At 44.6% G+C, this 24,232-nt stretch carries 24 protein-coding genes; 6 read left to right on the forward strand and 18 right to left on the reverse strand.

From position 1 onward, the window contains the following. Positions 1 to 70: 70 nt before the first annotated feature. The 11 genes from frr to hppD all read right to left on the reverse strand — a co-directional run bounded on the left by frr (position 71) and on the right by hppD (position 10,451). On the reverse strand, positions 71 to 625 hold the full coding sequence (gene frr, locus K7G75_RS05240; RefSeq protein ID WP_222983163.1) for a ribosome recycling factor: 555 nt from the start codon (positions 623 to 625) through the stop codon (positions 71 to 73). Positions 626 to 667: 42 nt separating this feature from the next. Beyond that, complete coding sequence (pyrH, locus tag K7G75_RS05245) at positions 668 to 1,375, reverse strand: UMP kinase (protein WP_222983164.1); 708 nt, start codon at positions 1,373 to 1,375, stop codon at positions 668 to 670. A 104-nt stretch (positions 1,376 to 1,479) separates the two neighbouring features. Further along, positions 1,480 to 2,304, reverse strand: a complete 825-nt coding sequence (tsf, locus tag K7G75_RS05250) for a translation elongation factor Ts (protein WP_222983165.1) — start codon at positions 2,302 to 2,304, stop codon at positions 1,480 to 1,482. Positions 2,305 to 2,381: 77 nt separating this feature from the next. Then, on the reverse strand, positions 2,382 to 3,506 hold the full coding sequence (rpsB, locus tag K7G75_RS05255) for a 30S ribosomal protein S2 (RefSeq protein ID WP_222983166.1): 1,125 nt from the start codon (positions 3,504 to 3,506) through the stop codon (positions 2,382 to 2,384). A 207-nt stretch (positions 3,507 to 3,713) separates the two neighbouring features. Further along, positions 3,714 to 4,100, reverse strand: a complete 387-nt coding sequence (gene rpsI / locus K7G75_RS05260) for a 30S ribosomal protein S9 (RefSeq protein ID WP_222983167.1) — start codon at positions 4,098 to 4,100, stop codon at positions 3,714 to 3,716. Further along, complete coding sequence (gene rplM, locus K7G75_RS05265) at positions 4,100 to 4,555, reverse strand: 50S ribosomal protein L13 (protein WP_222983168.1); 456 nt, start codon at positions 4,553 to 4,555, stop codon at positions 4,100 to 4,102. Before rplM ends, rpsI begins: the two co-directional genes overlap by 1 nt. Positions 4,556 to 4,762: 207 nt before the next feature. Next, positions 4,763 to 5,866, reverse strand: coding sequence for a pyridoxal phosphate-dependent aminotransferase (locus K7G75_RS05270; protein WP_222983169.1), 1,104 nt, complete (start codon positions 5,864 to 5,866; stop codon positions 4,763 to 4,765). A 2-nt stretch (positions 5,867 to 5,868) separates the two neighbouring features. Continuing rightward, positions 5,869 to 6,738 carry a flavin reductase family protein gene (locus tag K7G75_RS05275; protein WP_222983170.1) on the reverse strand — a complete coding sequence of 290 codons (870 nt, stop codon included), beginning with the start codon at positions 6,736 to 6,738 and terminating at the stop codon, positions 5,869 to 5,871. Then, positions 6,735 to 7,955 carry a fumarylacetoacetase gene (gene fahA, locus K7G75_RS05280; RefSeq protein ID WP_222983171.1) on the reverse strand — a complete coding sequence of 407 codons (1,221 nt, stop codon included), beginning with the start codon at positions 7,953 to 7,955 and terminating at the stop codon, positions 6,735 to 6,737. The genes K7G75_RS05275 and fahA overlap by 4 nt, the downstream gene beginning before the upstream one ends. Before the next feature lie 92 nt (positions 7,956 to 8,047). Beyond that, positions 8,048 to 9,205, reverse strand: coding sequence for a homogentisate 1,2-dioxygenase (locus tag K7G75_RS05285; protein WP_222983172.1), 1,158 nt, complete (start codon positions 9,203 to 9,205; stop codon positions 8,048 to 8,050). 109 nt (positions 9,206 to 9,314) lie between these two features. Continuing rightward, positions 9,315 to 10,451 (reverse strand): 4-hydroxyphenylpyruvate dioxygenase, encoded by a 1,137-nt coding sequence (gene hppD, locus K7G75_RS05290; protein ID WP_222983173.1) that lies wholly within the window; start codon positions 10,449 to 10,451, stop codon positions 9,315 to 9,317. Positions 10,452 to 10,639: 188 nt separating this feature from the next. Between hppD and K7G75_RS05295 the strand changes: the two genes are divergently transcribed. Continuing rightward, on the forward strand, positions 10,640 to 11,086 hold the full coding sequence (locus tag K7G75_RS05295; protein ID WP_222983174.1) for a MarR family winged helix-turn-helix transcriptional regulator: 447 nt from the start codon (positions 10,640 to 10,642) through the stop codon (positions 11,084 to 11,086). Positions 11,087 to 11,249: 163 nt separating this feature from the next. Continuing rightward, positions 11,250 to 11,420, forward strand: coding sequence for a hypothetical protein (locus tag K7G75_RS05300; RefSeq protein WP_222983175.1), 171 nt, complete (start codon positions 11,250 to 11,252; stop codon positions 11,418 to 11,420). An 87-nt stretch (positions 11,421 to 11,507) separates the two neighbouring features. Here K7G75_RS05300 and K7G75_RS05305 read toward each other — a convergent pair whose 3' ends face one another. Next, a complete protein-coding gene (locus K7G75_RS05305) occupies positions 11,508 to 12,245 on the reverse strand; it encodes a sulfite exporter TauE/SafE family protein (RefSeq protein ID WP_222983176.1) in 738 nt (245 codons plus the stop codon). Between the two features lie 177 nt (positions 12,246 to 12,422). Here K7G75_RS05305 and K7G75_RS05310 point away from each other — a divergent pair, with 177 nt between their 5' ends. Beyond that, the gene (locus tag K7G75_RS05310; protein ID WP_222983177.1) at positions 12,423 to 12,977 is read left to right on the forward strand and encodes a hypothetical protein; all 555 of its coding nucleotides are present in this window, start codon (positions 12,423 to 12,425) and stop codon (positions 12,975 to 12,977) included. 48 nt (positions 12,978 to 13,025) lie between these two features. Here the strand turns inward: K7G75_RS05310 and K7G75_RS05315 are convergent, their stop codons facing one another. The 5 genes from K7G75_RS05315 to K7G75_RS05335 all read right to left on the reverse strand — a co-directional run bounded on the left by K7G75_RS05315 (position 13,026) and on the right by K7G75_RS05335 (position 20,102). Next, complete coding sequence (locus tag K7G75_RS05315) at positions 13,026 to 14,528, reverse strand: serine hydrolase (protein WP_222983178.1); 1,503 nt, start codon at positions 14,526 to 14,528, stop codon at positions 13,026 to 13,028. A gap of 75 nt (positions 14,529 to 14,603) precedes the next feature. Beyond that, entirely contained in the window at positions 14,604 to 15,209 is a 606-nt protein-coding gene (locus K7G75_RS05320) for an SET domain-containing protein (protein ID WP_222983179.1), read from the reverse strand. A 187-nt stretch (positions 15,210 to 15,396) separates the two neighbouring features. Then, positions 15,397 to 15,648, reverse strand: a complete 252-nt coding sequence (locus K7G75_RS05325) for a hypothetical protein (RefSeq protein ID WP_222983180.1) — start codon at positions 15,646 to 15,648, stop codon at positions 15,397 to 15,399. A gap of 471 nt (positions 15,649 to 16,119) precedes the next feature. Next, positions 16,120 to 18,954, reverse strand: a complete 2,835-nt coding sequence (polA, locus tag K7G75_RS05330; RefSeq protein WP_222983181.1) for a DNA polymerase I — start codon at positions 18,952 to 18,954, stop codon at positions 16,120 to 16,122. Between the two features lie 158 nt (positions 18,955 to 19,112). Beyond that, entirely contained in the window at positions 19,113 to 20,102 is a 990-nt protein-coding gene (locus K7G75_RS05335) for an isoaspartyl peptidase/L-asparaginase family protein (RefSeq protein WP_222983182.1), read from the reverse strand. Positions 20,103 to 20,143: 41 nt separating this feature from the next. On the opposite strand from K7G75_RS05335, the gene K7G75_RS05340 reads away from it, so the two are divergent. After that, complete coding sequence (locus tag K7G75_RS05340; protein ID WP_222983183.1) at positions 20,144 to 20,863, forward strand: copper homeostasis protein CutC; 720 nt, start codon at positions 20,144 to 20,146, stop codon at positions 20,861 to 20,863. A gap of 55 nt (positions 20,864 to 20,918) precedes the next feature. Then, positions 20,919 to 22,154, forward strand: coding sequence for a metallophosphoesterase (locus K7G75_RS05345; RefSeq protein WP_222983184.1), 1,236 nt, complete (start codon positions 20,919 to 20,921; stop codon positions 22,152 to 22,154). Between the two features lie 80 nt (positions 22,155 to 22,234). Here K7G75_RS05345 and K7G75_RS05350 read toward each other — a convergent pair whose 3' ends face one another. Then, a complete protein-coding gene (locus tag K7G75_RS05350) occupies positions 22,235 to 23,548 on the reverse strand; it encodes an OmpP1/FadL family transporter (protein WP_222983185.1) in 1,314 nt (437 codons plus the stop codon). A gap of 373 nt (positions 23,549 to 23,921) precedes the next feature. Between K7G75_RS05350 and K7G75_RS05355 the strand changes: the two genes are divergently transcribed. Further along, positions 23,922 to 24,218 carry a thioredoxin family protein gene (locus K7G75_RS05355; RefSeq protein ID WP_116185038.1) on the forward strand — a complete coding sequence of 99 codons (297 nt, stop codon included), beginning with the start codon at positions 23,922 to 23,924 and terminating at the stop codon, positions 24,216 to 24,218. Positions 24,219 to 24,232 lie beyond the last annotated feature (14 nt).

Raw genomic sequence — 24,232 nt, forward strand, 5'->3', positions numbered from 1 at the left:
ATAATTGGGCGCAAAGGTAGAAAATGATGCGCTGTGTTCCTAGAAATTGGGTAAGTTCGACGAAAAGCGGTTAAACCTTCATGATTTCGGCTTCCTTTACCGTAAGGATAGAGTCTATTTTTTTGATGTATTTGTCAGTCAGTTCCTGTACATCCACTTCTGCATTGCTCAAAAGGTCTTCCGAAATGTCCAAGGCCTTTAATTCCTTGTTTGCGTCCTGCCTGGCACTGCGCACACCTACTTTGGCGTCTTCTGCCTCCGTCTTGGCTTGCTTCACCAGTTGTATTCTTCGTTCCTCGGTCAAGGGAGGAACGTTGATGATGACCATGTCACCATTGTTCATGGGGTTAAAGCCCAAATTGGCGTTCATAATGGCGGACTCGATTTCCGATAGCAAGTTTTTTTCCCAGGGCTGCACCGAAATGGTCCTTGCATCCGGCGTGTTTATGTTGGAAACTTGTGAAAGTGGGGTCTGGGAACCATAATATTCCACCATCACCGTGGATAGCATCATGGGGCTGGCTTTGCCCGCCCTTATTTTTACAAGCTCTTTTTCCAAATGGGAAATACTGGCGTCCATACTTTCTTTAGTGCTGTCCAGTATTATTTGTACTTCTTCGTCCATAATTTTTTCAATTTAAAATTTAAGAATCAAAGTATATGCCATTTAAATGTTGACAACGGTTCCGATATTTTCCCCGGAAACGATCTTCATCAAATTTCCCCTGGTGTTCATATCGAAAACAACAATGGGAAGTTCGTTTTCCTGACTTAAGGTGAAAGCGGTAGTATCCATGACCTTGAGCCCTTTGGACAGAACTTCGTTGAAGGAAAGGGAATCAAATTTGGTCGCATTTTTATCCTTTTCTGGGTCCGAGGTATAGATTCCATCGACCCGGGTCCCTTTCAAAATAACATCGGCCTTTATCTCTATGGCCCTTAAAACTGCTGCGGAATCGGTGGTGAAGTATGGATTTCCAGTGCCGCCACCAAAAATGACCACCCTGCCTTTCTCCAAATGCCGTATGGCTCTTCTTCTGATAAAGGGCTCGGCTACTTCGTTGATTTTTATAGCGGACTGCAATCTCGTTTCCACACCTTTTAGTTCCAAGGCGCTTTGTAAGGCGAGGCCGTTGATTATGGTGGCCAGCATCCCCATGTGATCGCCCTGTACACGATCCATGCCTTGGCTTGCACCGGAAAGACCCCTAAAAATGTTGCCTCCCCCAATTACAATGGCAATTTCCACCCCTTTTTCAACCACGGCCTTTATTTCCTCTGCATATTCGGCAAGGCGTTTACCATCAATGCCATATTGCTGCTCACCCATTAGGGCTTCTCCACTTAATTTGAGTAAAATTCTTTTGTATTGCATTGAGGATTTGTTGAAGTCCGGACAAAAATAATCAAAATTATTTATGGGATATCTCAAAAAAAAAAGCCGCTTCTTTAGAAGCGGCTTTTAATTGTAATACGTTTTTATCCCAGGGCAACCCTTGAAAATCCAGTCACTTCCAGTTTTGGGTCGACTGATTTTACATATTGGGCCACACTTTGCTTGCTGTCCTTGATAAAATCTTGATTGACCAAGGTGTTGTCCTTGAAGAAACGCTTCAATTTCCCTTTGGCAATGTTATCCAACATGGCTTCTGGTTTACCTTCTTGGCGCAATTGATCTTTGGCGATCTCAATCTCTTTATCAATAACGGATTGGTCAACACCAGCCTCGTCCAGGGCAACGGGATTCATGGCGGCCGCTTGCATGGCTACATCTTTGGCAGCCTCGGCAGCACCATCCACATTGGCGGAAAGGCCTACCAATGTTGCAATTTTATTTCCGGCATGGATGTAAGAACCGACAAAGGGAGCGCTAAGTTTCTCAAAACTTCCAATCTCGATTTTTTCACCGATAACACCGGTTTGCTCGGTCAATTTTTCGGCCACGGTAATTCCGTTGAAGGTTGCGGCCAAAAAATCATCTTTACTGTCAAATTTCAAAGCCAAATCTGCGAAATCATTGGCCAACTTCACAAAGCTTTCGTTCTTGGCCACAAAATCTGTTTCACAGTTCAACGAGATGATTACACCTTGGGTGCCATCTGCATTTACTTTTGCGATTGCGGCACCTTCAGAAGAATCCCTGTCAGCTCTGTTGGCTGCAACTTTCTGGCCTTTCTTCCTTAGGATTTCAATTGCTTTTTCAAAATCGCCCTCAGCTTCAACCAAAGCCTTTTTGCAATCCATCATACCGGCTCCGGTGGTCTGTCTCAATTTATTTACCTCTGCGGCGGTAATCTTTACCATTTTCTATGCTTTTAAAATTTATGTAGGGTAAAACACTATAAAAGTGTCTTGTTTTTATGGATAACGTTTATCAAATCTTAGGCTTCGACCCCTCCTTTGGCATTATCTTGCCATTCCTTCAGTTCGTCCCACTTACCATCTGCGGCCATTTTGGCCTGTTTGGGCCAAGTTGTTGGGTCCAAATGGGCCATTCTTGAACTTGCCTCGGTAAGGATCTCCTTGATTTTTTCCGCATCGGCCTTGCTCAACTCAGCATAGGTGCTGATGCCACTATTGCTAAGGGCTTCCGCTGCTTTTGGTCCAATTCCCTCGACCTTTGTAAGGTCGTCTGCCTGTGCAGCGGCCTTCTTCTCAACTTTTTTCTCTTCCTTGGCCTCGGTCTTTGTCTCTTCCTCCTCAACCACTGGTTCTTCCTTTACAGCTTTTTCCTCGGCTTTGGTTTCTTTCTCCTCAACTACTTCTTTTTTCTTGGCTTTTGGAGTTTCCTCTTCCTCTTCTTCTTGCTTTTCACTTTTCCTCTCTGACAAACCTTCCGCTACGGCACTGGTCACCGAGGCAAGAATAATCTCGATTGATTTTCCTGCATCATCATTGGCTGGAATGGCAAAGTCGATGGGTCTTGGGTCGGAATTGGTATCGACCATGGCAAAAATGGGAATGTTCAATTTTTGGGCTTCCTTAACGGCAATGTGCTCGCGCATAGTGTCCACAATGAAAATGGCACCTGGCAAACGGGTCATGTCGGCTATGGAACCTAAGTTTTTCTCCAACTTGGCACGCAAACGGTCCACTTGCAGTCTTTCTTTTTTAGAAAGGGTGTTGAAGGTTCCATCTTTCTTCATGCGGTCGATGGATGCCATTTTCTTGACCGCTTTTCGGATAGTGACAAAGTTGGTCAGCATACCACCGGGCCACCTTTCGGTGATGTAGGGCATGTTTACCTTGGAAACCTTGTCCGCGACAATGTCCTTGGCTTGTTTCTTTGTGGCTACGAAAAGGATTTTTCTGCCTGATGCTGCAATTTTCTTGAGGGCCTCGTTGGCTTCCTCTAACTTTGCCGCTGTTTTGTAGAGATTGATTACGTGGATTCCATTGCGCTCCATATATATATATGGGGCCATGTTGGGATTCCACTTTCTTGTTAGGTGACCAAAGTGTACACCTGCTTCCAATAAGTCTTTGACTTCAATTTTGCTTGCCATTTTTTGTAATTAGTTTACGTTCCGTTGGAGTAGCAATGGATTGGTGGTCGCACTAGGCTCGCCCTACCCATTTAGATGCTAAACTAAATTCCAAAAAGTCGATTTTTATCCTTTTTGGAACAACGACAACTTGGTTAAAATTTAACCCTGAAAAAATCAGGGCTTTCAATGAACTTCTATTTGTATGTGGTGCAAAGCACCAGAATATTAACGCTTGGAGAACTGGAATTTCTTACGGGCTTTCTTCTGTCCGAATTTCTTTCTTTCAACCATTCTTGGGTCCCTTGTCAATAAACCTTCTGGTTTAAGGATGTCCCTGTTCTCTCCATTTATTTCGCACATGGCACGGGATAGTGCCAAACGCACTGCTTCGGCCTGACCTGTAATGCCCCCACCGTACACATTTACCTTAACATCATAGGCACCTTCATTATCTGTAAGTGAGAAAGGCTGCATTACCTTGTACTGCAAGGTCGCTGTGGTAAAGTATTCTTTTAAATCTCTTTTGTTGACGGTGATATTTCCTTTTCCTTCGGAAACATATACCCTGGCAACAGCGGTTTTTCTTCTACCAATTTTATGAACCACTTCCATTATTTGTAGTCGTTTAGGTTTATAGCTTTTGGTTTTTGGGCTTCATGGCCATGCTCTTGTCCTGCAAATACTTTTAGGTTTCTAAAAAGCTCGGCGCCCAATTTATTTTTGGGCAACATTCCCTTTACGGATGTTTCAACTATGCGCTCGGGATGCTTTTGCAACAATTCGGCAACAGAGGTAGATCTTTGGCCACCTGGATAGCCGGTATATCTCAAATATTCCTTATCGTTCCATTTATTGCCGGACAAGGTGATTTTCTCCGCATTGATCACGATGACATTGTCCCCGCAATCCACATGGGGAGTGTAGTTGGTCTTATGTTTTCCTCTTAGCAACTTGGCCACTTTGGATGCCAATCTTCCCAATGCCTGTCCTTCAGCATCAACCAACAACCATTGCTTGTCAACGGTGGATTTGTTGGCAGAAATAGTCTTATAACTTAATGTGTCCACTTCTTGAAAATTATTGTTTTTGAAACCTAATCCGTTAAACGGGCTGCAAATGTACAATTATTAGATTGAATTACAAACGGTTGATTTGGAATATTTTTTCTTTTTCCGTGCCAAGTGTTGAAGCTCTTCTTCACTGGATGCCTGCCACTTTTCCAACATAATAAATGGAGCGTTTTACGAAACTGCCAAATAAGCCTGGGAACTACGTTATGTTTTTGTGATGATCACCTTCAAGGCTTCCACCAAGGCCATATTGGCCTCTTGATCCCCAATGGTGATCCGAACTTTGCCGGGAGCACCAAATTGGGAAACCGGTCGCACCATGATGCCTTCCTCCATCATTTTGTTCGTGAATTCCATCTCTGGCAACGGCGGGTCAATAATGAAAAAGTTGGCTTGGGTGGGCCAGTAGATCATGTTGAGTTTTTTAAATTCCTTTTCAAGATAGGCACGTCCCTCGTGTACCGTTTTGACGGTCTCCGCCACAAATTCATGGTCGTTGAGCGCCCCAATTCCAGCTTCTATCGAGGTCAAAGGCAATAAAAATGGTTTGTGGATCAGTCGGATGTAATTAGCTATGGTTGCAGTGGTATAGCAATATCCGATGCGCTGGCCGGCCAGTCCATACGTTTTGGAAAAGCTGTTCAAACCGATGATATTGTGTCCCTGTTGGACATAAGGAAGCGCGGTAACATAATCCCTGGCATCTGCAAAATGGCGATAGACCTCATCAAAGACCACCACTATGTTTTTTGGAATTTTGAAGAGGAAATCTTCCAAAATTGGTTTGGGAATATAAGTTCCCGTAGGGTTGTTGGGACTTGTCAAAAAAATGATTTTGGTCCTGGCGGTTATTGCGTCAAGGATACCATTTACATCCAAATCGTAATTCGGGGCCATCAAGGGAACATCAATTTGTCTGGCCCCATACCATCTTGAGAAAACGGAATAGGGCAGAAAACAGGGATTGGAGTAGATCACTTCATCTCCTTCATTAATAAAGGCCCTCAAAATCATATCAATCACCTCCGAGCCACTGTTTCCAGTCAAAAATTGGTCTGCGGCCAACTTTCCCTCAAAGTCTTGGACCAAAGCTTCCCGTAGCCTTATGTCCGTTTGGTCGGGATAAAGGTCAATCTGGTCCAAAACCGACTTAATAGCTCGTATTGCCTTGGGGGATGGACCCAATGGATTTTCATTGGAAGAAAGTTTATAGATTTTTTTCAGAGAAGGAGGGATGTTCTTGCCTCCCTTATAAACTTCTTTTGGTTCCAGATGGGATTTAAAAATGGATTCTATTCCTTTTTCCATGATCAGAGGGTTTCGGCGTGCATCAACAGGGCCATTGCCTGCTCTGTGTTTCCTTTTTCCAAAATTTGCTGTGCCATTTTATGCATTTCCGATTTGGATGTGGCCTTCAAATCCAAACTTTTGAGGGTTTCAATGACTTCTTCCTTGGAAGGCAACCGTTCCAAATTGCCCAATCGACCCAGATTGTTGCCCGTGAGCACCCCACTTTGACGGATACCCTCAGGAAGCGCATCCACACCAATTCCCTTGGTCCTAATGGGTTTGGGAATTTCAAAAAGGGCACTGTTGTTGGCACGGACATACCAGCTGCCGCCCATGCGCCCCACCAAGTCCAGTTTTTCGGTATCCAAAATACCCTCTGTTACATAAGCTTCGTTGATGTGAATGAGTTTTACTCTGGCGAGGATAAGGTTCCCTGCTCCGGGAGTTTGGCCAAGCTCAATGACCTGTTCCACGTCACATTCAAAGGAGACAGGAGCTTCGCCCACTCTGGGCGGTTTCACCGTTTCGCTGGGGACTTGTGTAAATCCAGCTTTTACAAATTCATTTACCCCTTTATCATATGCAGTACTGGAAAGTGACATTTGCTCCACCATATCATGATTGACGATGTTAATGACCACCTCAGGAACTTCTTTCACATTTTGATGGGAGTGTTTGGTTGTATTGTCGCGGCCACTTCGGGAAGGCGAGAAGATCATCACTGGCGGATTGGAACTGAATACATTGAAAAAGCTGAAGGGACTCAGGTTCACGTTTCCATCTTTGTCCACGGTGCTTGCAAAGCAAATAGGTCGTGGTGCGACTGCTGTCAACAATATATTGTGAAGGTCTGGCTGGGAAATTTGACTGGGATCTATGGTTTTTATCATTTTGCTGGGAGCACTTTTGTTGATACTTCACCAAAACCTACCCGGATACCACCTTTTTCTCCATATCCCCGCATGGTTACCGTATCGCCATCATTAATGAACTTACGCTCTGTTCCATCCTTCAATTTTAGGGGTTTTGTGCCCATCCAAGCCAGTTCCAACATGGAACCATAGCTGTTTTCATCCTTGCCCGAAATGGTTCCGGAGGCCATCATATCGCCCACGTGCACATTGCATCCATTCACGGTGTGATGGGCCAATTGCTGGACCATGTTCCAGTACATGTGTTTGAAGTTGCTATGGCACACCGTGGTTTCTTCACCATTTTCCGGTGTGATGCCAACTTCCAGATTGATGTCATAGTTTTTCTCCCCCGAATAGGCCAAGTAGGGCAGTACCATGGGCTCCTGTTTTGGACCTGGCATGCGAAACGGTTCCAGAGCCTCCAATGTGACTATCCAAGGAGAGATGGAAGAAGCAAAATTCTTGGCCAAAAATGGTCCCAGTGGCACATATTCCCATTTTTGGATGTCCCGTGCCGACCAATCATTGAACAATACCAGGCCAAAAATGTAGTTCTCCGCTTCATTGGTTGAAATGGTCTCTCCCATTTTTGTGTCTTTGCCGACCACAAAACCCATTTCCAGTTCAAAATCCAGCCGTTGCGACGGTCCAAACACAGGGGTAGTGCTATCCTTGGGCAGGGTTTGCCCATTTGGGCGGTGTATGGCCTGCCCGCTTACAATAATGGAGCTGGCCCTTCCGTGATACCCTACGGGTATATGTTTCCAGTTGGGCAACAAGGCATTTTCTGGATTGCGGAACATTTTCCCCACGTTGGTCGCATGCTCAATACTGGAATAAAAGTCGGTATAGTCGCCCACATGAATGGGCATGTGCATCTGTGCCTCGGATTGCTTTACGAACAACTCCGGATTTCCAGCCAAAATGGAATTATCATCCTGTAACCAAGCCTGAATGTCGGTCCTCACCTTGGATGTGATGTTTTTTCCCAATGAGATGAAATCATTGAGGTGTTTCTGTTCCAGAACGGCGGTGTTGAAATTGAACACATCCAGTTCTGCCAAAGCGGCCAAGTCCAGAATATGCTCTCCAATGGCCACACCGGCACGTGGGCTTCTGTCTTTGGTTGAAAATATCCCAAAAGGAATGTTATGTATGGAAAAGTCTGAGTTTTTGGGTATGCTTACGATCATTTATTATTTAAATATTAGATATGGGAAGTTAGATGTTGGATAAGATGAATTCAGTATTTCTTATATCGAAAGTCCAACGTTTAACCACTTTGCTATTCCAACCAAGATTTATAGTACTTGCCATCATCAATCTTGAGGGCATTTTCTGTAATCTGCAGGGGTTTGAAGGTATCGATCATCACCGCTAGCTCTTCGGTATTTTTTTTGCCAATACTACCTTCGTAGGTGCCCGGATGTGGTCCATGTGGAATCCCGGCGGGGTGCAGCGAGATGTAACCCGGTCCAATTCCCGTGCGGCTCATGAAATCCCCATCCACATAATATAAGACTTCATCAGAATCGATATTGGAATGGTTGTAGGGAGCTGGAATGGCCTTGGGGTGATAGTCATAAAGCCTAGGGCAGAACGAACAGATCACAAAAGCTCCGGTCTCAAAGGTTTGATGCACTGGAGGCGGTTGGTGAACGCGTCCGGTGATGGGTTCAAAATTATGGATTGAAAATCCGTAGGGGTAGTTATAACCGTCCCAGCCGACCACATCGAAAGGATGTGTAGCATAGACCAAACTGTGAAGCATACCCTGCTTTTTGATTTTCATCATGAACGCTCCAGTTTCATCATGGGCTTTTAGATCTTGCGGCAATTTATAGTCCCGCTCGCAAAAAGGGGAATGTTCCAAAAGCTGTCCGAACCAATTCCGATATCGTTTGGGTGTATAAATGGGATGGAATGACTCCGCATACAATATGCGATTTTCCTCCGTGTCAAACTCAATTTGATAGATCATGCCCCGCGGAATGATTAGGTAATCGCCATATTCAAAAGGGATATCCCCCAAAAAGGTTTTTAACCTTCCTGAACCCTTATGGATAAAGAGCATCTCATCCGCATCGGCATTTTTATAGAAATAATCCGTTAGTGATTTTTTAGGCGCGGCCAATCCAATATGCACATCGTTGTTCACCAAAAGAGGTTCTCTTGCTTCCAGAAAGTCATCTTTCGGCTGCACATCGAATCCGATCAACTTACGTGAAGTGATATTCCTTTGCACCGCAATTTTTGGAGTCATGTCCAAGGGCTTGCCAATTTCCCTCACCTGGGTGGGACGGTGGATATGATAGAGCAGGGACGACATGCCATCGAAACCGATTGTGCCGAACAACTGCTCATAATAAAGCCCTCCGTCTGATTTTTCAAACTGGGTGTGCCGTTTTTGTGGAATTTTTCCAAGCTTATGGTAAATCGGCATAGTCTAAATTTTGAAATTTAAATTCAAGTTACAAGTTCAAGTGGCAAGCAAAAAGCTCAAATAGGGATTCACCTTTGGTTTTAAAGCTTGCACTTGCACTTGTATTCTATCAATGAAGCGTTCCGCGCAACTCCTGTTCACGCTCTATAGCTTCAAACAATGCCTTAAAGTTACCTTTTCCGAACGATTGTGCCCCTTTTCTTTGTATGATTTCGAAAAACATGGTGGGTCTTGGTTCCACGGGTTTGGTAAAAATCTGCAACAGATAGCCTTCATCATCCCTATCTACAAGAATTCCAAGTTCTTTTAATGGGGCAATGTCCTCATCAATCTTGCCAACGCGATCCTTTACGGCATCGTAATAGGTCTCTGGAACCCTTAGGAATTCCACGCCACGGCTCTTTAGATCGCGTACGGTCTTGATGATGTCGTCCGTGGCCACGGCCACGTGTTGCACCCCTTCACCTTCGTAAAAATCAAGGTATTCCTCTACCTGGGATTTCTTTTTCCCCTCTGCGGGCTCGTTGATGGGAAACTTGATGCGACCGTTTCCATTGCTCATCACCTTGCTCATCAATGCGGTATATTCTGTGGAAATGTCATTGTCATCAAAAGAAAGGATGTTTTTGAATCCCAATACGTTCTCATAGAATCCGACCCAATGGTCCATCTTGTTCCATCCTACGTTGCCCACCATGTGGTCCACGAATTTAAGACCGGTTGGTGCTGGATTGTAATCTGGGGTTTCCCATTTTTTAAAGCCTGGCAGAAAAATACCGTTGTAATCCTTTCGCTCCACAAAAATATGGACCGTTTCACCGTAGGTATAGATTCCGGAACGCACCACTTTGCCAGTGCCATCTTCCTCAACAATGGGTTCCATGTACGACTTGGCTCTTTTGGCCATAGCCGTTTCGTAGGCATAGGTGGCATCATCTACCCAAAGGGCTACCACTTTTACGCCGTCACCATGCTTATCTATATGCTTGCCAATCTCCGTTCCGCTTTTTAAAGGGGAGGTCAGTACAAGACGAATCTTATCCTGCGCCACCACATAGCTTTCACGGTCTTTCAACCCCGTTTCCAATCCGGCGTAGGCCAACGATTGAAAACCAAAAGCGGTTTTATAGAAGTGAGCAGCCTGCTTGGAGTTGCCCACATAGAGTTCCACGTAGTCGGTGCCATTGATGGGCATAAAATCCTGCAACTTGCTGTTTGTTGCATTGGGCAGGGTAGAAGTTTCCATAAATTATATTTTTTTAATCCAATGATTATTGTTGTTAATGCAACAAAAATAATTATTTTTGGATTACGAAAGCGTTTTCGTGATTAAAATTTTGGTTAAAAAAAGAGGTTGTTTCAATATGGACGCAGCGATAGGAAAATTTGAGGCTGGGATCTGCCACATTCATTCGAAATGATCAAAAACAGAATATGCTAAGTCAAATTGATGAAATACAGGGAATAGGCCTGCATTTGGACCTGGTGCTTCGGAAAGTCCAGGATGCCTATCTGCGCAAGTTTGATGAGGTAGGTGTGGACATGACCATTGAACAGTGGGTGATTCTGCACCGGATTTACGAATTAGGGGAAGAAGCAAGCCAACGTGACATTGTACGAAGCAATTTTCGAAATCGTGCCACCACGTCAAGGGTTATCGGGGGACTGGAACGTAAGGGTTGGATCAACAAAACCCGTTTTAATGGCGACCAAAAAAGATTCAAATTGGAGTTGACCCCGGAGGGCCGAGAGGTAATCGATGCAGTATTGCCCCATGCCGTGCGACTTCGCAAACAGGCCATTGCAAATCTGGATGTAAGCGAATTTGAGACCTTTTTAAAGGTTTTGGACCTCATTGGTGACAATTATAGTGTTGGGTAGTGACCGTACCAGCTAATTTCCTTCCTGTTGTTACCTTTTATCCCAAAGAACTGTTAAAAAAACCCTTCAAGGTTAAAATAGCATAGAAAATGGCAAATACAGTCATTTTCGGACCCTGGAACAAGTCGGAATTTTGTTATTCATTTATCAAAAAAGTGAAAATATGAAAAAACTTGTTCATTATCCGAATATATGGCAGACGTATCCTTTTTCAATGGAACTGTTTGCCCATATTGAGAAGGAAGCCCGTTTGAGGGAAAGCGAGAAGCATGCAAGGAAAGAACTTGTGAAAAAAGAGAAAAAGTCAAAACTGAAACTGGCCTTGGGCTGGTAAACATCAAAAACGAATAGTAAGATCATTAAGGGCATCCAATTGGATGCCTTTTTTTGTTCAAAGTCCTGTGCGATAAACTTTTGGCTTTTATTGGGAGTACTTCACTGCCAATTGGGCCAGTGTGGCTAGGCCAATGAGCAGGATCAACAACAGACTTAGCCGTATAAAGACAACTTGTGGAATGTGGACCAAAATCCGTTTTCCCAAATAGGTGCCCACAAAACCGATGACCAATAGAAAGGGAAGGTAGGTGAGCTCCTGTTTTCCGATATACCCGTTGCCATAGTACACAAATGTGCGGGAAAAATCGATAAGAAAGTCGATAAAGGCGGAAGTGGCTATAAAGGCACTCTTTTCCAGGTTAAAGGCCGCCATGGTAAGCCCGCGAATGGCACCACCAGTACCCAGCAAACCTGCCGAAAACCCAGAGAGTGTACCGCCGATAACTGCATTTCTTTTATTTGGAAGGACGATAATTTCCCTTTTGATGAGAAAAAGTAGGGCAAAGGCCACCAAAAATATGCCCAAAACAATTTCCAGCATTGCAGTTTGGACCAGTTTGGAGAGAAATCCACCCACAATTACAAATAAAACAGAAGGCACTCCAATATAGAGCAAAAGCATCTTGTCCAATCCCTTTTTGAACAACAAGATTTTACTGAGATTGCTCGACAGGTGAAAAATAGCGGTCATGCCCAGTACGGAGTGGAAATCAAAATAGAAATTGCCCAACGGGACAAAAAATACCGAGGAACCAAAACCGCCCACCGTCCCGACTATCTCTGCCAAAAGGGCGAGGAGCAAAAAGAAATAATTGACTTTCATAGGTTGGTCAAGGATATGCCATCCAAAGGTAAGGAAGAATGTTTTTGTAAAATATTAACACAAAAAATAAAAAAAATGGACATAAAAGGTAAAATAGCATAGAAACTGGTGAATTCTATGGAAGTAGGGACTTATTAAGTTTCGCAATTTTGCACCGTATTTTAAATACAACGTATTATGAAGAATAACAAAGTATATCCAAATAAATGGCAAACAGTTCCTTTCACTTTTGATTTGTTTGCCGGATGGGAGGCCCAAGGAAGGCCTGCCAAGGAATTAATTCTAAAAAATGAAGTTATTAAGAACGGAAATGTTGCTGAAATGACCTTCAATATTTTCCGTTTCAGTGCCGTTGACTCGGAAGGAAGGGAATATTTGATCCAGGAATTTCCCGAAGACAATGCGGTCACTTTTAAAGGAATGGGATCAGGACATTTCACACGCTTGGGAGGCCTGGTCAATCTTCCTGCAAGGGACTACACAGCATTGCGATTTCATTTCAAGCGTTATGGCAACTTGTTGACCTGTGCCGATGGGAGTGAAGAACATGTAAATCAATTGGACCATTTGGATTTCACCATCGAAAATGGTTTTTCGATTCAAAAAGAGGGGACCATTGAGCTTAAATTATGGTTTGATTTGGTTCCTTTTCAATGGAAACGTCACCTGCGGACACTTCAAAGCTGGTTTGCCAAGAAGTATGAAAGACCCCGATGGGCGAATAGTTACTAATCCTGACCCCGCAAAATAATGGAAAAAGGCACCAAATAGGTGCCTTTTTTATTTTGTCTTGACAAAGGTTTCCCCAAATATTTCCAACGAGGCCACTTTCCCTGAAGTTCCAATTTGAAAATTGAAATCCATCACGGCATGAAAAGGATTTGCCTTGGTAGACTTGAACGCGTTGTAATGCCAATGGTAGGCGGATAATTTAAAAAAATTGTTGAAATCCATATCAAAACCATTATTCGATGATCTTATATGGACCTGCCCCAACATGGAGTGCTCGTAAGTGCCTTCGTAGGCTTGTAAAGGCAATGTGGTGCTGGTTCCAGAGACTCGTTCAGCTTTGCTTTTCTTCAAATCCTCCACTTGTTTTTCCCGGAAACCGGCATAGAGATCAAATATCTCTTTGTGCCAATCCCGACTGTCGTCATTAAACGCAAAGAGGTCCATGGCCTTGTACATGATGGCGTGGCGCAGCTCGGCATGATCTAGGTTGGCAAAAACATAAACGGCCAAATCTTTATCTCTAATTATGCCGCAAATGGCAACTAAACCTCCTATGCTGCCGGTATGAAAGTCGAGTTTCTCACCCCGATAATCATGCTGAAACCATCCCAAACCATAGGTTTTCCAATGCGGTTTGGTCAATTGCTGTGTGGGATAGAACGATTCATCGGTAACAAAACTGTGCGGTTTAAAAAGATAATCGAACGTGGACTTGCTGAGGATGGTATCCTGCCCGACCGCTGCATCGTTGACCAAATATTTCAGATAGTTGCCCATATCGGATAGGCTGGCCCAGATCATTCCCGCGGCGCCGATTTGGTCCGAAAGATTATAGTCGATGGTTACCATGCCATCTTCAATGTCGTTGAGGTAGGGGGTAGTGTAATTTCCTTTTTTGAATATATCCCCCGATTTAGCAACGGCATCTTTCATACCAATGGGTTCGAAGATGTTTTCTCGTACAAAATCCGTCCAATGTTGCCCACTCACGGCCTCAATAACCTCACCAGCGATGGCATACATTATATTATTATAATCAAAACCACCTCGGACCGGGTAGGTTTTTGGGGAATACGCAAATCGTTCAATCGTCTTTTTAGTGGAGGTGCTGTCCAGCACCCACAGCAAATCGGCCTGTTGTATGCCCAAATTGTGTGTCAACAAATCCTGTACACGGGCCTCCTCGGTGATGAATGCATCCGAAAGTTTAAAATGAGGTAGGTGCTGCCGCACTTTGTCCGTCCACTTCAGTTTTCCTTGATCCACCAAAATGCCCAATGCCATGGACACTATTGCCTTGGTAGTACTCGCCATGGTAAACAGCGTGTGCTCATCCACCGGAGCCTTGGTGTTCAAATTTTTTACTCCGTAGGTTTTCTTGAAAACGATTTCACCATCTTGCACCACCACAGCGGCTAAACCGGGGATTTTCCAATCTTCTATGCCTTTTTCGATCATGGCATCTAATTGATCGGATTTTGAACTTTGCTGGGCATAAGCCAATTGGAATATCAAAAGAAGGGTGGTGAGGGAAAGCAAATGGATTTTCATAAGTGAAAATAATGGATTAACGGTTGCCCCACTAAGATACAATGAAATGTATTGAGATCAGAAAGAGTCCAATGGTCAAGGGGAACTTTCCTCACCCTTACCATTGTAAAAATTATTGAGGATGGACTCCATTTCTTCCCTGCCATGGGTGATGTTCTCTATTTTGGACCACATGCCTTCCGGTAGAATGGATTCCAAGGGCTGTTCCAACTTGGTGATCTGGCCAAAGACCTTTTTGATCTTGTTGTCCCAGACCTTGTAGTATTTCAACAGGTCATCCGGATATACAACTTTCCTCCGGGTGCCCTCGTCCGCTGCCCTAAAGGGCAGAGGGATGTTCAGGTAGCCATAATCGTCGGTAAGTTGTTCGCCGGGTCTAATGTCGCGAATGGCGATTTCAAAATCGTAGGCCGTGGTAAGGCAGTTGGAGTTGAAACTATGGTTCACATACCGCCCATTGTCCCAACAGAGGATGTAGTTGCCCTTGTTGTTGCGGAAGGTGTAGGTGTCCAAAATGTTTTGATAGATGGGGTTCATTTCCTGGAGCTCGAGCGGGGTAAATTCCCGATCTAGTTTGTCCAAAACCCAAGTGATGGTCCCCGCAGGGATAAATTTCGTGGCCACTACGCCATAGCCAATTTCACCATTGATAAATTTTAACTCCGTATCTGGATGGATCATTTTTGTACCTTATTAAAAAGTGAATTGAAGGTATAAAATTGTTGGATATGTTTTTCGCCAATTTATGGGGTGCATACTCTTGATTTTTATTGCTGTATACAGGTAATTTTAACAAGGCTTGAGAATAATTTGGTGTTGATTGCGAATGATAAGACCTCTACCAAAGGCCTAGTTTATTTCAATTTTTCTAATCTTCAACCGCTGGAGGTGGTGGAGGTGGTGGAGGTAGTAAATCCAAAACACTCGTTGTTTCAAAAAGTATGGTATACCGATAGTACCCTTCACCCATTTCAGCATTGGCCTTGGTAAATTGCTTTTCGATATAGGCAAGGGTCTCCTTGGTCTTTAACATGGGATATTTGTCCTCTATAAATAGATGGACCAAAACTTGCTTTAGGACCGCTTGCCCATAGGAGTCAAAGTGATCAATATGCTTCATGGTTTTGAGTTGGTCACTTAGGCTGGAAATGGGATAAAGGGCCCTGTAATCCGCAGAGAAATTTTTTAAGGAATCATTTTTAATATGGATGGAATTACGATTAAAATAACAGGAAATAATATTTCTATCTGGGCAATCTGTATGGCCAAATTGATGGTATAAGGTATCATTTAAATGAAAAAAAAGGCCAGTATACTTGTCTTCGCATGACAATAGTTGCATTCTCTCAATTAGGCCACTGAAATTTGGGATTTCGTCAAGGTAAATCAATCCAAAATTTGGTTCAGACCGATGTTTTATAAATTTACTGGAAAAGACCATAGGACCAGAAAGTTTCCCATAGGTCCCATCCTGACTATTTTCTGATGAGGAATCGCAACCAATAGGGAGGTTGGTCAAGAACAATAGAAGCGCAAATTTTATATGTTTTTCCATGTTGGCATTAAATCAAAAATTATGCCTTATCGATGCTTAATGCGCCTCCAACCAGTTTTCGCCAACCCCCACTTCCACATCCAAGGGTACCGCCAAATCATAGGCACTTTCCATTTCAGTTTTGATAAGTTCCTTCATGGTTTCCAACTCGGGCTTGTAGCAATCGAACACCAATTCATCGTGCACTTGCAAGAGCATTTTGGTCTTGTACTTTCCTTCGGAAAGCTTTTTGTGGATGTTGATCATAGCAATTTTGATGATGTCCGCCGCACTCCCTTGAATGGGTGCATTCACCGCGTTGCGTTCCGCCGCCCCGCGCACCACCTGGTTGCCAGCATTGATGTCCTTTAGATAGCGACGACGGCCCAAAACGGTCTGTACGTAGCCATGTTCCCGAGCAAAATCAATTTGTTCACTGATGTAATTGCGTAGTTTGGGATAGGTTTTGTAATAGGTATCGATAAGGTCCTTGGCCTCGGTACGGCTCAAATCCGTTTGGTTGCTTAACCCAAAGGCCGAAACGCCATAAATGATCCCGAAATTTACCGTTTTGGCATTACTACGCTGCTCCCGGGTCACTTCGTCAATAGGCACGTTGAACACTTTTGATGCTGTGGACGCATGAATGTCCTCCCCATTCTTAAAGGCAGAGATCATGGTGTCTTCCTCGCTCAGGGCCGCAATGATGCGTAGTTCTATCTGTGAATAATCTGCGGAAAGCAGCACATGGTCTTCATCCCTTGGAATAAAAGCCTTACGAACCTGACGGCCCCGTTCGGTACGGATGGGGATGTTCTGTAAATTGGGGTTGTTGCTGCTCAAACGTCCCGTGGCGGCCACGGTCTGCATATAATCGGTATGCACCCGCCCACTGTGTTTTTGTACCTCGTTGGGGAGGGCGTCCACGTAGGTGCTCTTCAATTTGGTGAGCCCTCTGTATTCCAGTACATTTTTTATGATCTCATGGTCCTTGGCCAAATAGGAAAGTACATCCTCGGCGGTGGAATATTGTCCCGTTTTGGTCTTTTTGGGCTTGTCCACCAGCTTCAGCTTGTCAAACAAGATGTCGCCCAATTGCTTGGGGGAAGCAATATTGAACTGCTCCCCGGCCTGCTCATAGATTTTGGTTTCCAGATTCTTGATGTCCGCATCCAATTCTTTGGAGAGTTCCTTTAGAAAATGTTCATCCAGGTTGATGCCCTCACGTTCCATATCCGCCAGCACGCGAAGCAGTGGAATTTCAATGTCCTCAAACAATTTATCGGTATGGGCCTCTTTTAGTTCGGGCCTGAACTTTTGTGAAAGTTGGAAGGTTACATCAGCGTCTTCCACAGCATATTCAGTCTGTTTTTCCAGGGGAACTTCACGCATGCTCAGCTGGTTCTTTCCTTTTTTGCCGATGAGTTCGGTGATGGAAACCGGGGTGTAGTTGAGGTAGGTTTCGGAAAGTACGTCCATATTGTGTCGCATATCGGGGTTGATGAGGTAATGGGCCAACATGGTGTCGAACAGTTTCCCCTTGACTTCAACGCCGTAATTCTGCATCACCTTGATATCGTATTTTAGGTTCTGCCCAATTTTTTCAATGGACTCGGTTTCAAAGAAGGGGCGCAATTTTTCAATCAATGGCATGGCATCGTTTTTCCCTTCGGGAAAGGGCACATAGAACCCCTTGCCAACTTCCCAACTGAAGGCAATGCCTACCAATTCGGCCTCCAACGGATTGATGGAAGTGGTCTCCGTGTCAAAACAGACGGAGGGCTGCTCCATCAATTTTTTCAGGAAGAGGTCCAAACCCAAACCCTGCTGCACAGTCTGATAGAAATGGGGCACATCGGCAATGGTTCGCCTACTGTTGATATCCTTTATGGTAGCGGGTGCTTCGGTGGGATCGCCTCCAAAAAGTGTAAACTGTCCGCTACCTGCCACTTTGGCCTCCTGTTTTGCGGTTTCGGTACTGGTGACCTGGGGACCCGCTTCGGCCTCACCCGAAAATATCTTGATGAACTGTTCCTTGAGCCTTCGGAACTCGAGTTCCTCAAAAATTTCCTGTACTTTTTCGGCATCGGGAGGGCACATTTCATAATCTTCGGCATGAAAGGTCACATCACAATCGGTCTTTATTTCTGCCAATTGGCGGGAAAGTCGGCCCAGCTCGGCATGTTCCTCCACCTTCTCCTTCATTTTGCCCGTTAGCTTGTCCGTATTGCTCAACAAGCCTTCCAGGGACCCAAAATCCTCCAAGAATTTTTTGGCCGTCTTATCGCCGACACCGGGCAGGCCCGGAATGTTGTCGCTGGTATCGCCCATCATCCCCAAATAGTCGATCACCTGCTCGGGTCGTTCCACACCAAAACGTTTCTGTACTTCGGGAATACCCCAAATTTCAATGCCATTGCCCATTCGCGCCGGACGATACATGAAAATGTTTTCGCTGACCAATTGGCCAAAATCCTTATCGGGCGTCACCATAAATACCTTATAGTTTTCTTTTTCTGCCTGCTTGGCCAAGGTGCCTATAAGGTCATCGGCTTCGTAGCCTTCCAATTCGACCACAGGAATTTTCATGGCCTTCAATATTTTTTGGATATAGGGCACTGCGATGCGAATGGCATCGGGAGTTTCATCCCGATTGGCCTTGTAGTCCTCAAAAAGGTCCGTGCGCTCCACACTGCCACCCTTGTCGAATGCCACTGCCAAATGGTCGGGCTGTTCCCGTTTGATCACATCAAAAAGGGAATTCATAAATCCCATGATGGCAGAGGTGTCCATGCCTTTGGAATTGATTCGGGGGTTTTTGATCAAGGCATAGTAGCCACGGAAAATTAGAGCATAGGCATCAAGCAGGAAAAGTCGTTTTTGGTCGGACATGTTGTTCAGTTATCAATTAGCAATGTTCAATAAACAATAAGCAATGTGCAATAGGCAGGTTTTAAAAGTACGAATTGCTGTTTGAAAGACACAAGAAATTAGAGTCAAGAGTCAAGACATTTTGGTTCTTGTGTCTAGTAGCGCAGCGGTCTTGTTTTTCATTCATAAAAACTGCTTACTTCCTTGTTATCATGACCATTTTCCGTATACTCTCGATACGTGAATCCTGGATGCACACAGTAACCACCGGTTTCCCCCTGTTTGTTGATGGCCAAAAACCCAATCTGGAAATCCTTGCGGCCTTCATTCTTCTTCATGATTCGTTTCACCCCTTCTTCGCAGGCTTCTTGGGGGCTCATTCCCTGTCGCATGAGTTCCACGATCAAAAAACTGCCCACGGTGCGGATGACTTCTTCACCAACACCTGTGGCAGTGGCACCGCCCACTTCATTATCCACATACAAACCGGCCCCGATAATCGGTGAATCCCCCACACGACCAGCCACTTTATAGGCCATACCACTGGTGGTGCAAGCTCCGGCAATGTCCCCATTCTTGTCAATGGCGAGCATGCCAATGGTATCGTGGTTCTCTATGTTGATGGTAGTCTCATATTTTGAAGTTTTTAGCCACTCCCCATATTGCATTCGGGTACTTTCGGTCAATAGATCTTCTTTTTGGAATCCTTGTTCATAAGCGAATTTTTCAGCAGCTTTTCCTGCCAAAATGATATGGGGGGTCTCCTCCATGACCTTTCTGGCCACGGAAACGGGATGTACTATGTTTTGAAGGTAGACCACGGAACCGCAGTTGCCATCCTTGTCCATGATGCAGGCATCGAGAGTAACGTTGCCGTCACGGTCGGGCCTGCCGCCCTTGCCTACGGTTTCGTTTGTTACATCGGCTTCCTCAACCATCACGCCCTGTTCCACGGCATCCAAAGAAGTGCCTCCTGAGTTCAACACTTCCCAGGCCTTGGCAGTGGCATTATGAAAGTTCCAGGTGCATACGGTAATGGGCCTTATGGGTGTTGAAATGGTCATTGGAGCTTCAGGTTTGTTTTCAGTCTTGCAGGAAGCCAAGGCGGAGGCTGATACGATTCCTACCGTTCCCAGGCTTGAATTTTTTAGGAACTTGCGTCTTTCCATGGAAATGGATGTTTATTTTTAAGGGCCATAAATATAGCAATATGCTTGTAGAAGTTTGTGCCAATTCGTTGGAATCAGCGCTGAATGCTCAAAATGCTGGGGCGGACCGAATTGAGCTTTGCTCGGAATTGGCCGTTGGGGGAGTAACGCCATCTTTTGGAGTACTAGCATTGGTAAGGAAGAAATTGAACATCCCCATACATGTGCTAATTCGGCCCCGCAGTGGACATTTTACCTATTCCGATACAGAATTTGAGGTGATGAAGGCCGATATTGAAAAATGCAAGGAAATGGGGGTTGAAGGTATCGTTTCCGGGGTGTTGAGGGACGATTTTTCACTGGATGTGGAACGCACAGCACAATTGGTGGAACTTTCCAAGCCTTTACATTTTACGTTTCACAGGGCCTTTGACTGGATTTCGGACCCAGAAAGTGCTCTAAAAATGTTGGAGACCATTGGAGTGGATACGGTATTGACCTCAGGAATGCAGAACACTGCATTGGAAGGTTTGGAGCAGCTAAATATGTGGCAATCCCAAACCCAAATGACCCTTATGGCGGGGGGAGGAGTGAATCGAGATAATGCCAAAAAATTTATGGAAGCGGGTTTACGGGCCCTTCATCTTTCAGGAACTTTTTTTGTAAACTATATAGATGTTACCGAAAAAATCAACATGAATTCCTCCAAACATTGGGTGGAGGGTGAAGTTGCGGTAACAAATGTTGAGCAAGTACGTCATATTGTACAGACCGTTAAATAAATTTAAAATCCTCTTTAATTCAGTAGTTTAGCGATACTTTTGCAGAAAAATTGATATGCCACGATTTGTAATCGTTCTTTCCATAATTTACATCGTCATGGCCATTTATGGCTTCCAGGCGTTCCGAACCCTATTCAAGAGTGTATGGGCAAATTGGGCCTATGGTATCTTTTTTTTAGGGGCATTGTTGTTCTTAATCGTGAAGGTGTTGGCCTATACCCCAGGCGATGGTTTTAGGGGCTCTGTTGCCGTTGCAGCAGGCGTGTTTTTTGCCTTTTTCCTTTTGGGCGGGGTCTTGGGGTCTTTTATGTTGCTGGAGGATATTGGTCGCGGATTCGCCTTCGTATATAACAAGGTTTCAGGATTTTCCCATCCGGAAAACGGACATCTTCCAGCCCGTAGAAAATTCATAAGCGCCATAGCGGTAGGGCTGGCATCCATCCCCTTTGGAGCACTGCTTTATGGTATGTACCGTGGAAAATATAATTATCAAGTACTGAAATACGAATTGGAATTTGATGATTTACCGGAAGCCTTTCATGGATATCAGATAACCCAGATATCGGATGTGCACAGCGGAAGTTTTGATGATGCGGTCAAGGTGGCCTACGGCGTTGACCTGATCAACCAACAAAAAAGTGATGTTATTTTTTTTACCGGGGACATGGTCAACGACCGGACCGATGAAATGATTCCTTGGAAAGAGACTTTTGCCCGACTGGAGGCCAAGGATGGTATGTTCTCTATTCTGGGCAACCACGATTATGGGGATTATACCACATGGGAAACGGAGGAGGCCAAAGCGCAGAATCTAGAAGATCTGAAAGCAGTACAAAAGGAAATCGGTTTCGACCTGATTCTGAATTCCAATCGGTATTTGGAGCGTGACGGCCAAAAAATAGCTTTGCTCGGTGTCGAGAATTGGGGCCGGGGTGGTTTCAAAAAGGCCGGTGATTTAGAAAAGGCCAAGGAAGGTGTTTCCAAAGATGATTTCAAAATTTTGCTCAGCCATGATCCCTCCCATTGGGAGGACATTGCATTGCATGACGATTACCACTATCATCTTACCCTGAGCGGGCACACGCACGGCATGCAGTTTGGTGTGGAGATTCCGGGCTGGGTAAAATGGAGCCCTGTAAAATGGCGATACAAGTACTGGGCGGGACTCTATAAGGAACTGGGTCAGTTCATCAACGTGAACCGGGGCTTTGGGTTTATAGGTTATCCAGGTCGTGTGGGCATTTGGCCAGAAATCTCCGTGATTACCTTAAAGAAGAAGGGAATGGCCTAATATGCGATGGAATTACAATATATTATATATAAAAGCACCGATTTTAATCGGTGCTTTTTCATGATTGAAAAATGCCATTGCTATTTATTCCCCAGCTTCAGTGATGCTCCGACGGAAAACATGGAGGTCGTCATATCGTATGAAACGTCTGAGCCAGGAATGGCGCCGAATGGAGGAGAACTTTGGATAAACTGGGGATTCAATATAGGACCGGATGTGGCATCCCCGCTTGTTCCATAATGATAAAGAGCGTCAAGGGTCAGCCTTTCGCTGGCTTCGTAGCTTATACCTAACTGAAAGGCATTTTTTATAATTGCCGTTGCTGGAATGTTAAAGAAGGCCACCTCGCTATTGATTGGATTGGAACTGTAAGTGTATCCTACTCGTAATGGCAGTTTGTCTATTGCCTTGTACTGTATTCCCGCGGAGATGATGTTTATGTTTTCCCATCCAAAACCGGCAACTGATGCACGCTGTGTCCACCCCGCCGTTGAAAAGCCATCAGTATTTTCATAGTCCACCATTCTGTAATCCAGGGCTAGGTCAATGTTACCCAAAGAATAACCCAGCCCAAAAGAGAGAATGGCCGGATAGTCCAAATTAAAGGAGTTGGTCCCTTGGGAACCGTCTAAATAGGTGTTGTCAAGTTCAAAATTACCAAAGTATTGGGTGGTTTTATATGAAACACCCGCCTTGAACCCCCATGGAGCGTTGTAGAACACACCTAACTGCCCCCCAAAACCTAGGGCGGAAGATGGATCGGTACTTGGATATCCCGCTTGGGTTGGATTGGCAGTGGGATTGGGCATGAGTTCCAAGGATGCATAGTTAATAGTAGGTTGCAAGCCAATGGAAAATTCATTCGTAATCTCATATGCCCAGGCCATACCTATTTGTAGTAGGATATAGTTCGATTCTATTCTACCAAAGCCTCCCATGCTTTGCGGCATGTTAATTGGATTTGAAGTGCTTTCGGGAAAGGTTACCCCGAACCCGCTGATACCAAATGCAGATGCACCAAAGGTATGTCTGCTATCAGGTTTGCTCCAGACCACTGCAAGCGCGGGCAATGGCGATACACCTCGATCGTCCTCGGTTGTTCCACTGAAAAAGTTGCCTGTGGGTTGTCCTGTACCATCAAATTCTGGAACTGTTGAGCTCAATTCTGGAGAGGAAAAGAAAAGACCGATATCAAGTTTGAGGATATCTTCGTCAAATGTGACGATCGTAGCAGGGTTCCAGTGCAGGGCCCCTGCAATGTCCAAGGGTTGAGCGGTAGCGGCACCTCCCATTGACATATTAACAGAGCCCACGCCTTGCATAATATGTCCTGCCTGGGAAAAGATAAAGGTGCTTATAAAAAAAGCACAAAAGGGAAGGATGGAATTTTTCATAAGTTGAGGTTTTAATTCTTGAAACTTTCAGCACTCGATTGTCCAAACAGTCAGTACTGCTGAATTTCTTCACGGACAAATCTAGTTACAAACCATACCGGATTGAATGATAATTGTCATTAATAACCGGCATTTCTTGAGACTCTCCGTTGATTGCGATTGATGAGGGCTCAAAGAGGTTTCTTTTTTGGCCAAAATGAAATTGACTTCCTAGCCAATTTGGAATGCTGATAGGTATTGGTTTAAATCTTACAGCTGTAGTACAAAACAATGTTTAACGTGAATTTAACTTGTGTAGCGCTACGAATACACTTACTTGCTGTAAAACGTTAACAAATTTTCTTACTTTTGGCTAGTAAACCAGAGAATATCTATGTCTAAGTTTGGTGAACTCATTGATGTAAACGTCCCCGTGTTGTTGGACTTTTACGCCGAGTGGAACGAACAGTCCACTTCCATGCATCCTGTGCTACGCGATGTTGCCGCTGCCCTTGGTGATAAGGGAAAGGTGATCAAAATTGATGTGGACAAAAACAAGGAGCTTTCGCAGGCATTGCGAATCAAAGGTCTTCCCACGTTGATGATCTACAAAAAAGGTGAGATGGTCTGGCGGCAGAGCGGTGAGCAGGACGCCAATACACTTATCGGGATTTTGAACGAATATATCTAACAAAAAAGCGAGGC

The organism is Flagellimonas meishanensis (assembly GCF_019880545.1).
GTDB lineage: Bacteria > Bacteroidota > Bacteroidia > Flavobacteriales > Flavobacteriaceae > Flagellimonas > Flagellimonas meishanensis.

Coding starts and splice junctions, on each gene's coding strand:
- K7G75_RS05300 (WP_222983175.1), top strand. CDS start 11,250: ATGAAAAAACTTGTTCATTATCCGAATATATGGCAGACGTATCCTTTT.
- K7G75_RS05305 (WP_222983176.1), bottom strand. CDS start 12,245: ATGAAAGTCAATTATTTCTTTTTGCTCCTCGCCCTTTTGGCAGAGATA.
- K7G75_RS05335 (WP_222983182.1), bottom strand. CDS start 20,102: ATGGAAAGACGCAAGTTCCTAAAAAATTCAAGCCTGGGAACGGTAGGA.
- tsf (WP_222983165.1), bottom strand. CDS start 2,304: ATGGTAAAGATTACCGCCGCAGAGGTAAATAAATTGAGACAGACCACC.
- rpsI (WP_222983167.1), bottom strand. CDS start 4,100: ATGGAAGTGGTTCATAAAATTGGTAGAAGAAAAACCGCTGTTGCCAGG.
- polA (WP_222983181.1), bottom strand. CDS start 18,954: ATGTCCGACCAAAAACGACTTTTCCTGCTTGATGCCTATGCTCTAATT.
- K7G75_RS05320 (WP_222983179.1), bottom strand. CDS start 15,209: ATGATCCATCCAGATACGGAGTTAAAATTTATCAATGGTGAAATTGGC.
- K7G75_RS05350 (WP_222983185.1), bottom strand. CDS start 23,548: ATGAAAAATTCCATCCTTCCCTTTTGTGCTTTTTTTATAAGCACCTTT.
- K7G75_RS05275 (WP_222983170.1), bottom strand. CDS start 6,738: ATGATAAAAACCATAGATCCCAGTCAAATTTCCCAGCCAGACCTTCAC.
- K7G75_RS05310 (WP_222983177.1), top strand. CDS start 12,423: ATGAAGAATAACAAAGTATATCCAAATAAATGGCAAACAGTTCCTTTC.
- rpsB (WP_222983166.1), bottom strand. CDS start 3,506: ATGGCAAGCAAAATTGAAGTCAAAGACTTATTGGAAGCAGGTGTACAC.
- frr (WP_222983163.1), bottom strand. CDS start 625: ATGGACGAAGAAGTACAAATAATACTGGACAGCACTAAAGAAAGTATG.
- K7G75_RS05295 (WP_222983174.1), top strand. CDS start 10,640: ATGCTAAGTCAAATTGATGAAATACAGGGAATAGGCCTGCATTTGGAC.
- pyrH (WP_222983164.1), bottom strand. CDS start 1,375: ATGCAATACAAAAGAATTTTACTCAAATTAAGTGGAGAAGCCCTAATG.
- fahA (WP_222983171.1), bottom strand. CDS start 7,955: ATGATCGTAAGCATACCCAAAAACTCAGACTTTTCCATACATAACATT.
- K7G75_RS05315 (WP_222983178.1), bottom strand. CDS start 14,528: ATGAAAATCCATTTGCTTTCCCTCACCACCCTTCTTTTGATATTCCAA.
- K7G75_RS05345 (WP_222983184.1), top strand. CDS start 20,919: ATGCCACGATTTGTAATCGTTCTTTCCATAATTTACATCGTCATGGCC.
- K7G75_RS05270 (WP_222983169.1), bottom strand. CDS start 5,866: ATGGAAAAAGGAATAGAATCCATTTTTAAATCCCATCTGGAACCAAAA.
- hppD (WP_222983173.1), bottom strand. CDS start 10,451: ATGGAAACTTCTACCCTGCCCAATGCAACAAACAGCAAGTTGCAGGAT.
- K7G75_RS05325 (WP_222983180.1), bottom strand. CDS start 15,648: ATGAAGCATATTGATCACTTTGACTCCTATGGGCAAGCGGTCCTAAAG.
- K7G75_RS05355 (WP_116185038.1), top strand. CDS start 23,922: ATGTCTAAGTTTGGTGAACTCATTGATGTAAACGTCCCCGTGTTGTTG.
- K7G75_RS05340 (WP_222983183.1), top strand. CDS start 20,144: ATGCTTGTAGAAGTTTGTGCCAATTCGTTGGAATCAGCGCTGAATGCT.
- K7G75_RS05285 (WP_222983172.1), bottom strand. CDS start 9,205: ATGCCGATTTACCATAAGCTTGGAAAAATTCCACAAAAACGGCACACC.